The organism is Mucilaginibacter sp., assembly GCF_036383575.1.
Lineage (GTDB): Bacteria > Bacteroidota > Bacteroidia > Sphingobacteriales > Sphingobacteriaceae > Mucilaginibacter.
Genome location: NZ_DASVOB010000087.1, coordinates 1 through 13,133 on the forward strand (window position 1 = coordinate 1; position 13,133 = coordinate 13,133).

Annotated in this window: 13 protein-coding genes; 3 read left to right on the forward strand and 10 right to left on the reverse strand. The window is 42.2% G+C overall.

The window, feature by feature from the left end; genetic code table 11:
- From VF500_RS03185 to VF500_RS03195, 3 genes are all read right to left on the reverse strand, one after another.
- The coding region (locus VF500_RS03185; protein WP_330858286.1) for a response regulator at positions 1 to 248 on the reverse strand (248 nt) is incomplete at its 3' end.
- A 3-nt stretch (positions 249 to 251) separates the two neighbouring features.
- Complete coding sequence (locus tag VF500_RS03190; RefSeq protein WP_330858287.1) at positions 252 to 1,898, reverse strand: HAMP domain-containing sensor histidine kinase; 1,647 nt, start codon at positions 1,896 to 1,898, stop codon at positions 252 to 254.
- Positions 1,899 to 1,904: 6 nt separating this feature from the next.
- Positions 1,905 to 3,797 (reverse strand): S9 family peptidase, encoded by a 1,893-nt coding sequence (locus VF500_RS03195; protein WP_330858288.1) that lies wholly within the window; start codon positions 3,795 to 3,797, stop codon positions 1,905 to 1,907.
- Positions 3,798 to 3,952: 155 nt separating this feature from the next.
- On the opposite strand from VF500_RS03195, the gene VF500_RS03200 reads away from it, so the two are divergent.
- The gene (locus VF500_RS03200; protein ID WP_330858289.1) at positions 3,953 to 5,761 is read left to right on the forward strand and encodes a tetratricopeptide repeat protein; all 1,809 of its coding nucleotides are present in this window, start codon (positions 3,953 to 3,955) and stop codon (positions 5,759 to 5,761) included.
- Positions 5,762 to 5,879: 118 nt separating this feature from the next.
- On the forward strand, positions 5,880 to 6,182 hold the full coding sequence (locus VF500_RS03205; protein WP_330858290.1) for a DUF4286 family protein: 303 nt from the start codon (positions 5,880 to 5,882) through the stop codon (positions 6,180 to 6,182).
- A gap of 109 nt (positions 6,183 to 6,291) precedes the next feature.
- Here VF500_RS03205 and VF500_RS03210 read toward each other — a convergent pair whose 3' ends face one another.
- The 6 genes from VF500_RS03210 to VF500_RS03235 form a co-directional block, all read right to left on the reverse strand.
- Positions 6,292 to 6,741, reverse strand: coding sequence for a hypothetical protein (locus tag VF500_RS03210; protein WP_330858291.1), 450 nt, complete (start codon positions 6,739 to 6,741; stop codon positions 6,292 to 6,294).
- A gap of 223 nt (positions 6,742 to 6,964) precedes the next feature.
- Positions 6,965 to 7,453 (reverse strand): molybdopterin-dependent oxidoreductase, encoded by a 489-nt coding sequence (locus VF500_RS03215; RefSeq protein ID WP_330858292.1) that lies wholly within the window; start codon positions 7,451 to 7,453, stop codon positions 6,965 to 6,967.
- 10 nt (positions 7,454 to 7,463) lie between these two features.
- The gene (locus tag VF500_RS03220) at positions 7,464 to 8,606 is read right to left on the reverse strand and encodes a cytochrome-c peroxidase (protein ID WP_330858293.1); all 1,143 of its coding nucleotides are present in this window, start codon (positions 8,604 to 8,606) and stop codon (positions 7,464 to 7,466) included.
- Positions 8,607 to 8,732: 126 nt separating this feature from the next.
- Complete coding sequence (locus tag VF500_RS03225; protein WP_330858294.1) at positions 8,733 to 10,739, reverse strand: TonB-dependent receptor plug domain-containing protein; 2,007 nt, start codon at positions 10,737 to 10,739, stop codon at positions 8,733 to 8,735.
- A gap of 117 nt (positions 10,740 to 10,856) precedes the next feature.
- A complete protein-coding gene (locus tag VF500_RS03230) occupies positions 10,857 to 11,192 on the reverse strand; it encodes a winged helix-turn-helix domain-containing protein (RefSeq protein WP_330858295.1) in 336 nt (111 codons plus the stop codon).
- Positions 11,193 to 11,207: 15 nt separating this feature from the next.
- A complete protein-coding gene (locus tag VF500_RS03235) occupies positions 11,208 to 11,720 on the reverse strand; it encodes a YdeI/OmpD-associated family protein (protein ID WP_330858296.1) in 513 nt (170 codons plus the stop codon).
- Positions 11,721 to 11,893: 173 nt separating this feature from the next.
- Between VF500_RS03235 and VF500_RS03240 the strand changes: the two genes are divergently transcribed.
- Positions 11,894 to 12,322: a nuclear transport factor 2 family protein gene (locus tag VF500_RS03240; RefSeq protein WP_158604187.1), complete on the forward strand. Its 429-nt coding sequence runs from the start codon at positions 11,894 to 11,896 to the stop codon at positions 12,320 to 12,322.
- A 68-nt stretch (positions 12,323 to 12,390) separates the two neighbouring features.
- On the opposite strand, the gene VF500_RS03245 is transcribed toward VF500_RS03240, so the two are convergent.
- On the reverse strand, positions 12,391 to 13,050 hold the full coding sequence (locus tag VF500_RS03245) for a GDSL-type esterase/lipase family protein (protein WP_330858297.1): 660 nt from the start codon (positions 13,048 to 13,050) through the stop codon (positions 12,391 to 12,393).
- Positions 13,051 to 13,133: the final 83 nt, after the last annotated feature.

A 13,133-nucleotide genomic window follows, 5' to 3' on the forward strand; every position in this document is an offset into this window, starting at 1 on the left:
GTCATCATAATGATGAGTTTATCGAACCCTTTTTCGCGGATCTTACCGCAAACCTCCGAGCCCGGTTTGCCGGGCAGCATCCAGTCTAACAGTACAATATCAGGCTGTTCGGCCAGAATCATGGCTTCAGCATCGTTACCGTTGCCGGCTTCCAGTACCTTATAACCTTCTGACTGCAAACGCTCTGCAACCAGGAAACGCAGGTTTTCGTCATCTTCAACCAGCGCAATTTTAATTTCTTTGTTCATATCTTAATTTTCGTATGGAAGCGTAACTATAAATTCCGAACCTTCGTTAACCTTGCTGTAAACGGCTATCTCGCCGTTCATAAAATTAACCAGTTCTTTACAAAATGCCAAACCAAGGCCAACGCTCCCGTTTTGATTGTATTGATTTTCTATCCTGTAAAACTTTTTAAAAACGTTATTCAGTTCATTTTTTGGTATCCCTATCCCCTTATCAGCAAATGAAAACACAATGTTGCGTCTTTCCTGCGAAATATTGATAAACAGCTCCTTTTGCTGGGGGTGCGAGTATTTGTATGCATTTTCAATAAGATTCTGGAAAACACTCCCTAATAATACCGGATCGGTGTAAAAAGTTTCAACCCCATTGATTTTAAATTTAAGATTAAAATCGGTATACTTTATTTTAAAGGTTTCAATATACCTGCCAATAAAAGCTTCTATGTCAATTTCTTCCTGTTTTAAAGTAATAGATTTATTTTCGATCTGGGTGAATGAAAGCAGCTTGTTCATCAACTCATTCAGTTTATCAGCCTCTTCATCCAGGATCTTACCGTAATGTCGGCGTTGCCTTTCGGTAAGCTCACCATCGCTTCGTAGATTTGAACCGGCTATTTTAATTACGCTTACCGGTGTTTTAAACTCATGGGTAAAGTTGTTGATAAAATCATACTGAAGCTTAAACAGTTTCATGTTCACGTTGAGGTTGCGGTAAATAAGCCAGCCTATCAGCATTAAAAACAGGGTCATCAACAACACGATAGCACCGATGGGCATAAAGCGGCGGTTGATCTCGGCAGTTAAATATCCCTGTGCCGAACTAAAGAACAGCTTATAATCAGAAAAAGCCCCCGGGAATGATACTTCCGTGATCAATTTATCGCCCTCGCTATCTATAGGGTCATAAACAACAGGAGTGATCGAAACATTTTCATAAAGTTCGGGGTGCGTATTTTTCACCTTCATCAGGTATGGGTCGAGGTAAAAGGTCATCATATTTTGTTTGTATGATGCCCCTCTTTTATTCCCCAATACCTGCAAATCGCGATAGATACGTACATCCTCGCGGCGCAGGATGTTGGTATAACTTATCTTGTCGGGCTTTACATCCCAAAAAGCTTTAAAAAGTTCATCCTGGCTTGATACCCGCGATGTATCCGAAAAAGCCACGTAATTACTCAACTTAATGGCCATCTCCCTGAAATCATCCTCATTGACGGTTCTTCGCTGCTCAGCCCCATAAACCTTATTGTTAACATGCCAATACTGATAAACCGCTTTAGCCGCAATGCTCAAATTATTTTTGCGCACGGTCATACTGGTTGTGCCGCCAATGAGGGCGTCATAAAAGATAACCCGGCGCACAAAGCCATAGTCATGAAAAACCGATGCCGCATATTTACCTGCCGACGCCGAATCAAGAAAGCCCTGGTATGAGGTTATTTCGGGGATCTTATTCTGAAAAAACTCGTTATAGGGTTTGATGGTTTGTTCCAGCACCTCTATTTTTTTTGAGGCAAACTCGTTTTCAACATACTTGGCGGTGAGGTTATAAGATATAAACAAGGCTACCACAAAAGTTATGGATATGAACACCAGGAATATGGTGATCAACGTGAAATTTTGCCGGTAGGCGTTTTTCTGTACTGCCATGTCGGCTTATGGTTTAACCCGCATATTCTTATCCAAAAACTTCTCTATTTCGGCATACATTTCCATACGGTTATGCTCGCTCCTGAAATATGCACGTTCATTGGGTTTCAAAAAGTATTTCACATCAACGTTCCGCTTGCGCAATTCACGCACAAACTGGTTAAGCTCGCTGATATTGGCCCGCTGATCTTTAGCACCCTGGAATATGATTAAAGGTACTTTTATTTTATCGGTATGAAAAACCGGAGAAATTGCCCGCAGCTGGTCGGCATCTGTTTCGGGGTTGCCAACCATCTCATAGGTCATTTTTAGATACGGTTTAACAAATGGCGGTGCATCTTTGATATAGGTAAAAAAGTTGATAAGCCCATATTGAACCACAGCGCAACTGTATAGTTCAGGATGGAACGACACGCCGTAAAGCGCCGAAAAGCCCCCAAAACGGCCGCCAAATATGGCTATCTTTTTAGGGTTGGCTACTTTGGTATCAATAAGCCAGTGTACCCCATCAGTAATATCATCCTGAATTTTGCCGCCTACCTGCTTATATCCTGCACTCCGAAAAGCTTTACCATACCCAGTTGAGCCACGGTAATTAACCTGGAAAACCGCATACCCCCTGTTAGCTAAAAACTGCACCTGGTCATCATATCCCCAGGTATCGCGCCCCCAGGGCCCATCATGCGGCATAACTACTACCGGGTAATTATCTTTCTTATCGCCCAGGGGCAGGGTTAAATAACCATTGATCAGCAAACCATCGCGTGCATGGTATGATATCGGCTTCATAGCACATAGTTCGGCCGGTACCAGGCTGGAGTTTATGTCACTTAGCTTGGTTAACTTACCACTGCTTTTTTCAAAAAGATAATACGAGCCGGGGTTACGGTCGGTATAGGTATTCAGTATAAACTTATTTTCCGAGCTATCACGGTCAACCACCCTGACCTCATTACCCTTAAGCTGCTGCTGAATGGTGTGGTACATTTGCTCAACATCAGGTGCAAGAAAATGCTTGCGTGGTGTAGCCTCATCCCAGCCGGTAAACTCTATACGGTGCTTATTTTTAGAGTATTCAAAACTGGTGATATCTGCTTTGCTACAGCTAAAAATTGTCCGCTCTTCTTTACCATCTTCGGCATTGATCTCAACCAGGGCCATCTTGTCGCGGTTTACGTTTGAAAGCGCATAGAAATAATTTTTAACACCGGTAAAAGCTATAGGCTTTACTGCATTTTTAAAATTATTCTCAATAATGGCTTTAAAAGGTTTATCCTCATCCGGGCGAAATAAAATGGTTTCATTAACCCCGTCAGATGCTCTTTCCAACCTGATCTTCCCATCAGGATCTGCAAACCACTCGGTAATATTCCCGGGGTTAAGCAGGTAAGTGTTCATTTCGCCTGTTTTTACGTTAAGGCGATAAACATCAAAATTACCGGGATCGCGCTCGTTGGTTTTAATAGTGATGATATCAGGTTGTTGACGGTTCCGGTTAACCAAACCTACCCTTACATTACCGAGCGATAATATGATCCGGCTTTTATCGGTAGCTACATCAAAGGCATACATCTTAACCGAATCAGTAGCTATAAGATCCTGCGAAAAAACAAGCTGATTATTAAAAGTCCAGAAATAATCGCCACGGATAGAATAATCCTCAAATTGGGTAACCATCCGCTCCTTACCATCAGCCAATGATTGTATAAAAATATTCTGTTTATCCTTAAACGGCTTAAGGTATGACACATATTTACCATCGGGAGAGATGCGGTAGAAACTCCTTTCGGGTGTTTTAAAAAAGTCAATAATAGGTATTTGCCTTACTTTGTTCCTATTGCAGGAAAAGAAAGCGATGATGCAACTTACAACAAGAAAAAATCTGACCCGGCTAAGCATAGCTACAAATACCCTATTTTATTATATGGAGTCAAATTAGATAAATAAGTTCGATGTTATCAAGATGTCACTACAATTTTACCCTTATATGCCGTTATATAAATAATACGGCAAACCGGCTTAATCAATCCTATTAATTGATTATTTTTGAACAGATGAGGGCTTTATATATTGTTATTATTCTTGCTTTTTGCTTTAGCACCCGGCTGCTTGCGCAGGACAATGACCTGCTGCTGGCCAAGCAATACAATGCTAACGGCGAACCGCAAAAAGCGCTCGAAATTTACCAAAAACTATACAAGCAAAACAACGAAAATTATTACAGCGTGTATGTAAATACGCTGCTCAATCTTAAGAAATTTGACGAGGCCGAAAGCATCACCAAAAAGCTGATCCGCCGCCATGCTGATGACCACCAGTATGCTATCATGCTTGGCAATATTTACACCCAGCAGGGCAATATGGGCAAGGCTGACGCTATTTATGATGACCTGATCAAAAGCCTCCCCGCCGATCAGGGCGAGATATCAGCCTTAGCATCACAATTTTACCAAAGCGCCAATATTGATTACGCTATCAAGATTTTTCAGCAGGGGCGTAAGCTTTTGAAAAACGATAATATGTTTACCTATGAACTTATCAACCTCTATCGTTTTAAGCGCGATAAAATATCGCTCACCGAAGAATACCTGAATTTTTTACCTCAAAACCCCAACTTCATAAACCAGGCAGAAAACGCTTTTTCAAATGTGTACGAAGGCAGCGCTGATTATGACATGCTTAAAACGGCATTACTGAGACGTATTCAAAAAGATCCGCAGCAAACCATTTACGCCGACCTGCTTACCTGGCAATACCTTCAACAAAAGGAATTTGACCTGGCCCTTAACCAGGCGCTGGCCTTGAGTCGCCGGCAAAATGACGATGGCAACAGCATTTATGACCTGTGCCGTACCTTCATCACCAACGAAGCTTATGATGAAGCCATCCGCGGATATGAGTATATCATCAGCAAAGGAAAAACTACTCCGCTGTACATCCCCTCAAAGATTGAGCTTATCAATACCAAGAACCTTAAAGTAACATCGGGCAAATACCTGCCGGAAGATCTGCTTGGACTTGAAAAGGATTATAACGACCTGCTTACTGAGTTTGGCCGCAACAGCAGTACGGCATTTGCCATGCAAAAACTGGCCAACCTCCAAGCCTTTAAACTGCACAAACTAAAGGATGCACAAAAACTGCTGGAAGAAGCTACGAAGCTTAGCGATATCAGGCCTGCCCTGCTTGCCGATTGCAAGCTTGATTTAGGAGATATTTACCTGCTCAATAACCAGCCATGGGAAGCTACCCTGCTTTACAGCCAGGTTGAAAAGGATTTCCCCGGTACCGCTATTGGTCAGGATGCCGTATTCCGAAATGCGAAAATGGCCTATTACACCGGCGATTTTACCTGGGCAAAAGGGCAATTGGATGTACTGAAGGTTGCCACGTCGCAGTTAATAGCAAACGATGCACTTAACCTGCTGTTACTGATCCAGGACAATCTTGCTGCCGATAGCAGTGGCGCAGCGCTTAAAATGTATGCCCGCGCCGATCTGCAGATCTTTGCTCAAAACCCTGAGAAAGCAGTAACAATATTGGACAGCATTGGTAAAAAGTTCCCGAATAATAGTTTAGAGGACGATATCATGATGTCGAAATCGCGAATCCTGATCCAACAAAAGGATTATGCAGGCGCAGTGCCATTATTGAAGAAGATTCTTGAACAACACCCTGCCGACCTGTGGGCAGATGACGCCGTATTTATGTTAGGCGATATTTACGAAAACAGGCTGAACGATAAAACCATAGCTCAAACCTATTACCAAAAAATTATAACTGATTACCCCGGCAGCCTCTGGATCAACGAAGCCCGCAAACGTTTCAGATTATTAAGGGGCGATAAACCGGATGCGTCTTAGGTTCGGTGAATGGTTGATTAGGTTGAGTGGTGAGTGGTTGTCTAAATTGCTCTGAGTTAGCCAACCATTCACCTAATCAACTACTCTCTCAATCAACTTAAATAACTAATTTTACAGCATGATTGTATACAACGACACCATAATACTTGAAGAATCCATTCACGAAGAATGGCTTAACTATATTAAAACCATTCATATCCCGGCGATAATGGCTACCGGGCTTTTCAGCTCATACCGGATCTTAACTGTTATTGATTCACCTAACGAGGGGGTTACCTATTGCATTCAATACAATGCTGATAGCATTGACCATTTTCAGCAGTTTTATATGAACCACCTGCACAAATTCCAGGCTACCCACCAGGAGAAATTCAACGAAAAGTTTGTGATGTTTAACACTTTGATGGAAGAGGTGGAATAAATTATTTGTGCCAGAGATGCGGGGCGTCGAAGTTGTGTACCTCTGGCACACTACAGGGTTTGTTTATTTCATTTCTACAAACCTTTAGCACCTCTGGTGCTGCAACGTTTTATTCTTCAAGAGCACCTGGTATCATTAAAAGAATAACAAATATCACTGCGAGGGTTACCACTAAACAAATTAACCCGGCGAGCAATGCACGCCAGATAGTAAAAGTTTTACCACCCACTGCAAAATGCGACTTCATTTGTTCGCCCTGAAACTTTTGCACAAGCAGGAAAGTGCCCCAGGCATAAGCTAATGGAAATACAAATTTGGGAAAACGCTCAATACTTGAAGTAACAGCGGCCAGCCCAATAATTACAAGCAAAGCAAGAACAGAAATTATCCAGGTTATGGTTACCTTTTCGCGCTGATCGAAAGCTTTGTAGTTTTGTGATACCAAATAACCAGCAGCTAAGGGGCCGCATAAAAACGTTGCTATCCTGATTGAATTAAGAGTATATATTTTCGGCTTTTCTTCTTCAAATTGCTCTACGGCCTGGCTGTATGAGATCATGAAAGGTTTAAATTAATTAAGCTATTTAGATAAAAAAGCGCCATTGCGAGGGACGAAGACAACCGACCAGAGGGAGCTCATTAATACCTATAAAATCAAATTATAATTATTAATAATCCCCGATTAGCAGATCCGCTCTGTATTGTTCGCTATTGCTTCGTACCTCGCAATGACGTATTTAAACAGCTTCTAAGATAGTATTTCAAACTAAATATCACCTACCCTACTTCGCAAACATCACTTTCATCACTGTAACCTGTTTTATACAGCGTGCAGGCTTCTTTTCATCCTGAACAATAATGCGGAACGGGCCATCTGCAGGGGCTAAGGGTTGACCATCAATTTTATCAGCGAGGATAATGGTACGATCTGTAAAACCTTTATCCAGTTCGGCAAGGGCGAAAAGCACCTGGTAACCATCGCTGGCTTCCACCAAAAGAAATTTAGCAAGGTTTTCGCCTCGTAGTTCGGGGCCTAAAGTAACACCTGCTTTTGCCAGGATCTCAGATACTATCACACCCGAATAGGTATGATCTTTCCCGTCCCTGTCTTTACGGGTAACAGTGGTTTGCTTGTATTGTTGCAGGTCGACACTGCCGATGGTGAGCGGGGTGGTTACCTCTCCGGTTACTTTTACTACTGCTTCCTTTGTTTGGGCCTGGGTTGCTAAGCCCGCTATCAGCAACAGCAGTATAATGGCGTATTTTTTCATGGTATGATATTTAACTTTTTGTTGATTGATGTGGATCTGCAAAGCGCTTATCGGTTATAAAGGTAGAATCGGTGAGCATATTCAGAAAGGCTATCAGTTGTTTTTTTTCTTTGGGTAATAACTTTAATGACTTGCCGCTCACTTCGTTTGATTCGCCCTGCAAAAAAGCACTTAACGATACCGATTGTTTAATATGTTCGCTGTAATGCTCAACAACCTCGTCGAGAGTTTTGAAACGACCATCGTGCATGTACGGCGCAGTTAAAGCTATGTTACGCAGGGTTGGCACTTTAAAGCGGCCCCTATCGGTAACCAAGCCAGTAAACGCGGCCATGCCTTCATCTTTTGAAATACTATCCAAGCCGTTGTTGTGAAAAAGTTCCAGGTAGGTTTTAGGTCCGCCATGGCAATGAGTGCAATTAGCCCCGCGGATCCCTTTTTCCGGATCAGGGGCACGGTTAAAAAGTTCCATTCCTTTCAGTTCATCTTCGGTAGGCTGATAAGCATTACGCAGGTATTGGTCATAGCGCGAATTGGCAGAGATTAGCGTCCGTTCAAATTGTGCAATTGTCTTTACTATCCGGTCGCCGGTTATTATGCTATCGCCGTAAACAATTTTAAACAGACCGGGATACAACTTAGTGTTGCTTAGCTTTTGTACCGAGACCGATATAGCCTGCCCCATTTCATGCGGATTGGTCAGCGGGAAAGCAGCCTGCTCTTCAAGCCCTACGGCACGGCCATCCCAAAAGAATTTGCGTGCCCACAGCAGGTTAGCCAGCGACATGGAACTACGCGTGGCCAATCCATTATTAACACCTACGCTTAATGCCTTACCGTCAGTAAATGCTTTTGATTGCTGATGACAGCTGCCGCATGATATAGTATTGGTTGAAGATAGTTTCGGCTCGTAAAAAAGCAATCGCCCCAAATAAACACCCTGTTGGGTGGTAGGGTTGTTGGCAGGCACATTGATCCGGTTACCAAAATTAGCAGGGTAACTAAATACATAATCGCCCATGGGTACTACTGGGCCTGTACCTGTATAAGCTGTTAAACCGGCAACAACAAGCAAAAGGCATAGTATAAGCCAGGCCTTGCCCTTGCGCAGAGAAAGTGGTAATTTATATTTTGCCTGTCGGTTATCCTTCACGTTGATTCTTACAAACCGTCATTGCGAGGAACGAAGCAATCGCGAACTATACAGAGCGGCTCTGCTAATCGGGGATTGCTTCGTTCCTCGCAATGACGCTGATTTTAATGTTACTATTGTTTAAAATTAGTAGTTAAAAATCACGTTGGCAAAGTAATTTCTGCCCATTTCCGGATAGCCTTCAACCAGTGTGTAATTCCTGTCGAAAAGGTTGTTAACGCCGCCTTCAATAGCAAAGCCTTTAACCAATGTAATATGAGCTTTTACGTTTGTTAAGTAAAAGGCTCCTGATGTTGTGCCATAACTGGTGCTATACCTTTTTGAATTATACTCTTCGGATGCCAGGAAATACAATTTAGCAAGCGGCGAATATTGCAACGAAGCGAAAACTTTATATTTTGGCACATCAGTAAAACGGATCTGCGGATTTGATAAATTATCGCGTATAATCTGCGTGTAATTTGCATCTACTCTAAATTGTGAGGAGATTAGATAACCAATAGCGAGTTCCCCCCCATAATATCGGGCACGACCAACATTTTGTACCTGCGATTGGTTGGTTTTGGTTACCGGATCAACAGCGACATTATTTACAGTTTGAATACTGTTATTGATCTGGCTATAGAAACTTGATGACTGTAGCGATAGTTTGTCATTAATAAGCAGGTGATAAGTTAGGTCGTAGTTTAACGCGTCTTCAGCTTTCAGATCCGGGTTAGGGATGGCGGTACCAAATTTGTAAGAGTAACGGTCTTTAATAGTTGCAAACCTGGTTTTACGCGCCACCGAAAAGCTTAATGAATTAAAATTATTAATATCATACTGAATTAAGCCCTGTACGTTCCAGGCACCATTACTGTTGGCAGGCAAATCGCTGATAGTATTATTAGTGTATTGCTGGGCCTGGGTGCTACGCCTATCGTTATAAGCCACACCCGCGTTTACTTTCAAAGCTGATGTGATATGATAAGTATCTTCGGCGCCTATATAAAAGTTGTTATCGGCATCACGGCGTGTAGGTTCACCAACGTTATGTTCGCGGTGAACATCTTGTTTAAAATGAGCCGCTACGCTGAAGTTGTTATTTTTCAGATCGGTGTTTTCAAAAGTTACGTTACCACCAAGGGTATAATCGTCATAAATACTTCTGAAGGCATAAGGCTTGGTGATGGTATTGTATGACGCGTTATCGTAGCTGTCTATCTCGTTTTTAAACTGATCATAATACCAGCGGGTTTTAATCACGTTTGTGTTGTTGAGTTTATTGTTGCTCAATAAATATAAACCACGGGTATCCCAGTTTGGCCATTTCCAGTAACGTGGATTCTTGAATAAAGAGTTCTGAGTATCATCGCCAGCATAAACAGGAGTGCCTTTGGTGCCATGGTGATAAGTATAACCAACGGCATATTCCTGGGATGCTGTTGGGGTGAAGCCAATTTTACCGCTTACGTCTACATCGTTACTGTATGAATTATCGCGATGGCCACCGTCTTCGTTTTTAACAGGCGTAAATTTTGAAGATAACGGAAAGTAGTCGCGCTTTAATTGAGAAGCCGATACCTGGTAATAAAACTTACCAAATGTGCCGCCGATGTTAGTATTTAACCTATAGCCGCCGCTCAGGTAACCGGCCACAGCATCCAATTCAAATGGCTTAGCTGGTTTACGGCTGATGAGGTTGATAGCGCCGCCTTCGGCATTAGGGCCGAAGAGTACGGATGAATATCCTTTAGATACAATGATTTCAGACAAATTAAAAGTGTTGTACCGGGCCAGGTCCACATAACCATCGTAAGGCACATAAAGCGGAACGCCATCCAAATAAACCGGTACCTGCCTGATATCAAAACCACGCACATTAATAGCCGATTCGTTTCTCGGACCTACCGCGGTAAGTATAACACCCGGCAACAGGTTCAACGCGTGTGAAACATCGTAACGGTTATACAAATTAATGGTATGAATATTCAGCTTGCTTGACCGTACACTATCCTTTATGCCGATAATATTTACCTGACCAAGGTTGAATACGCTTTTACTTGTATCCGCTGTTTGCCCAATAGCATCGCTATGGCAAAACATAATTACAGCAATAAAAAACAGAGTTAAAATAGGTAATTGTTTTCTCATACAGTGATTTTCGTTATGTTTTGAAAAGTATAACGCAAAAATGCAGAATAGATTCGATAAATTATCCAGACATCCATGTCAATCCTGAAATTTTTGCCTATAAAAGCAATAAAACTTTTACTTTTTCCCGTTTTCGTCCAGAAAACGAAAGAATTTTTGTTGCAATTCCTTAAACTCCCCGATAACTTCTTGTCCAAAAGGCGTAAGCAAAGCTATTCCGCCTCCCTTCCCTCCTCGTTTCGAGATTACGAGCGGTTGCTTGAAGCCATTGTTAATGTGATTAACCAGGTCCCAGGCTTGTTTGTATGACATTTTCATTTGCAGTGCAGCCTGCCTGATAGAGCCAGACTCATGGATTCGCTCAAGCAGTTCAACCCGGCCATGGCCAAGTACTTTTTCTTCGTCTATTTCTAACCAGATACGGCCGTTAAGTTTAAATGGAGGAATACTCATAGTTTGCGTCATTTATTACTCCCTTGCCTTTTTTTGCGCCCTTAACATCTGCCCATAATCCATACGGCGTACCATGGCGTTAACCGTGCTCGCTATCCGGTTGGCGCGTGTAGCTTCCGTTTTGGCGCTGTCAATCCATTTTATAAAATATCCACGGTGACTTTCGGCAAGACTATTAAAAAACTCGCCGCCTTCGGGCTCATATTCTAAACACTCCTGTAAATCATCGGGAATGATATACTTAAAATCATCATCAGGCTCAAGGCGCACCCGGAGCATAGCACCCCGATGCTTATGGATAGCTTTGCAAACCTCCCGGCGCAAGGCCATGATAAAATTGCCTTCACCCATGGGCATTAATGCCATTCCGCGTACCTCAAATTCATCAAGCTTACCTTTCACCCGGAATGATTTTTTATTTCCGGGCTTCATTTCCTGTGCAATATCTGCCGGAATTTCAATGTATGTCCACCCGGTTTTTTCGCCCTGTTCGGCAAATTGTAAAATAATGGTATTAAAATCAACCATAAGTATTATTTAGCGGCATATTGTCATCATCATTCCTAAAAAATATGCGAAAATGTTAAATGTTTGTTAAATCGTCATATTTAGTTGTATACGCTGTAACGTAACGCATAGTAGCGATGTCTTATGAGTATAAAAACAATTTAGAATTTAAAAACCTTAAAAACAACAACAATATGAAAACCTTAAAATCAATCATGCTTGGCTTAGCCTTATTAGTAGTAGGCACTGCAGCAAAAGCTACAAATAAAATAGAAGGCGATAATTTAACCAAAAACTACGCCATCAACACTTATATAGATGCCATGACCCGCGGCAAAATACAAGGCTTCAGCGAAGTGGTGGATCAATCGGCAAAATTCAGCATGCTGCGCGGCACTAAAGTATTAAGTTTTAGCAAAACCGAAGTAGTTGACTTATTAAAAGCCAACAAAAATACCGAGCAGGATTGCGTTACCAGCACTTCAATAGTTGAAAGCAACAATGACCTGGCTGTAGTAAAAGTTGATATGAAATACAGCAGCTTTACCCGCAGCAACTATGTAACTGTTACCAATACCGGCAGCGGCTGGAAAATCACAAACGTGTACAGCGTTTTTAAATAAGTAAGTTTTAGTTTAGTGTTTAATATGTAAGTAGGTAAAGGCCCCGTTGGTGCGGGGCCTTTTTTATTTTATTTCACCAACGGATCCAGCACCTTTTGCCATTTGTCATAGCCTTTGCTGTTTAAGTGCAGGTAATCATCATTAAATAAGCTTGAATCGGGCTGGGTAGTGCCTGGCTTATAAATAGACGGCACTAAGTCAACATAATAACTTTTAGGTTTTCCTTTCAGGTAACTTTTCACCAACTCGTTAGCTGCATAAACAACATCGTAATATTTAGCGCGCACCGGGCTTGGTTTTATCGACATAAAATACACCTCGGCATTTGGTAATTTCTGACGGATCAATTCCCAGAGTTTTGCAAATGAAGCAGCAACGGCCTGGGCAGATTTACCGGCAGCAATATCATTTTCGCCCGCATAAATAAAAATTTTTCGTGATTTGTACGGAAACAGGATATAGGGCGTGTAATAGTCCGCTACCTGCCATAACTCGCAGCCGCCTACTCCCCTCCTGATAATAGGCTTACCTGCATAACGTTGTTCCAGATCAGTCCACTTGCGGATAGATGAGCTCCCAATAAACAAGATACCGCCCTGTTTCGGAAAGCTCAGGCTATCCTGGTGTTTAAACGCCCTGATCTCATTATCAAACGGGAAGCCCTGTTGAGCCGATACACCGGCGCTGAATGCAAGGCCGATAAAAAGTAAAAAAAGCTTTAGTTTCATTATGGGGTAGCTATACGTTCTTCAAAAAATAAAAACGGCAATTGATTTTCAATGCCTTTAATGATCCAAATCGGGCCATCTTC

What these genes read in the sequence shown, in the direction of transcription:
- VF500_RS03195 (WP_330858288.1), bottom strand. Translation starts at nt 3,797, where the DNA reads ATGCTTAGCCGGGTCAGATTTTTTCTTGTTGTAAGTTGCATCATCGCT.
- VF500_RS03245 (WP_330858297.1), bottom strand. Translation starts at nt 13,050, where the DNA reads ATGAAACTAAAGCTTTTTTTACTTTTTATCGGCCTTGCATTCAGCGCC.
- VF500_RS03235 (WP_330858296.1), bottom strand. Translation starts at nt 11,720, where the DNA reads ATGGTTGATTTTAATACCATTATTTTACAATTTGCCGAACAGGGCGAA.
- VF500_RS03240 (WP_158604187.1), top strand. Translation starts at nt 11,894, where the DNA reads ATGAAAACCTTAAAATCAATCATGCTTGGCTTAGCCTTATTAGTAGTA.
- VF500_RS03190 (WP_330858287.1), bottom strand. Translation starts at nt 1,898, where the DNA reads ATGGCAGTACAGAAAAACGCCTACCGGCAAAATTTCACGTTGATCACC.
- VF500_RS03225 (WP_330858294.1), bottom strand. Translation starts at nt 10,739, where the DNA reads ATGAGAAAACAATTACCTATTTTAACTCTGTTTTTTATTGCTGTAATT.
- VF500_RS03200 (WP_330858289.1), top strand. Translation starts at nt 3,953, where the DNA reads ATGAGGGCTTTATATATTGTTATTATTCTTGCTTTTTGCTTTAGCACC.
- VF500_RS03210 (WP_330858291.1), bottom strand. Translation starts at nt 6,741, where the DNA reads ATGATCTCATACAGCCAGGCCGTAGAGCAATTTGAAGAAGAAAAGCCG.
- VF500_RS03230 (WP_330858295.1), bottom strand. Translation starts at nt 11,192, where the DNA reads ATGAGTATTCCTCCATTTAAACTTAACGGCCGTATCTGGTTAGAAATA.
- VF500_RS03215 (WP_330858292.1), bottom strand. Translation starts at nt 7,453, where the DNA reads ATGAAAAAATACGCCATTATACTGCTGTTGCTGATAGCGGGCTTAGCA.
- VF500_RS03205 (WP_330858290.1), top strand. Translation starts at nt 5,880, where the DNA reads ATGATTGTATACAACGACACCATAATACTTGAAGAATCCATTCACGAA.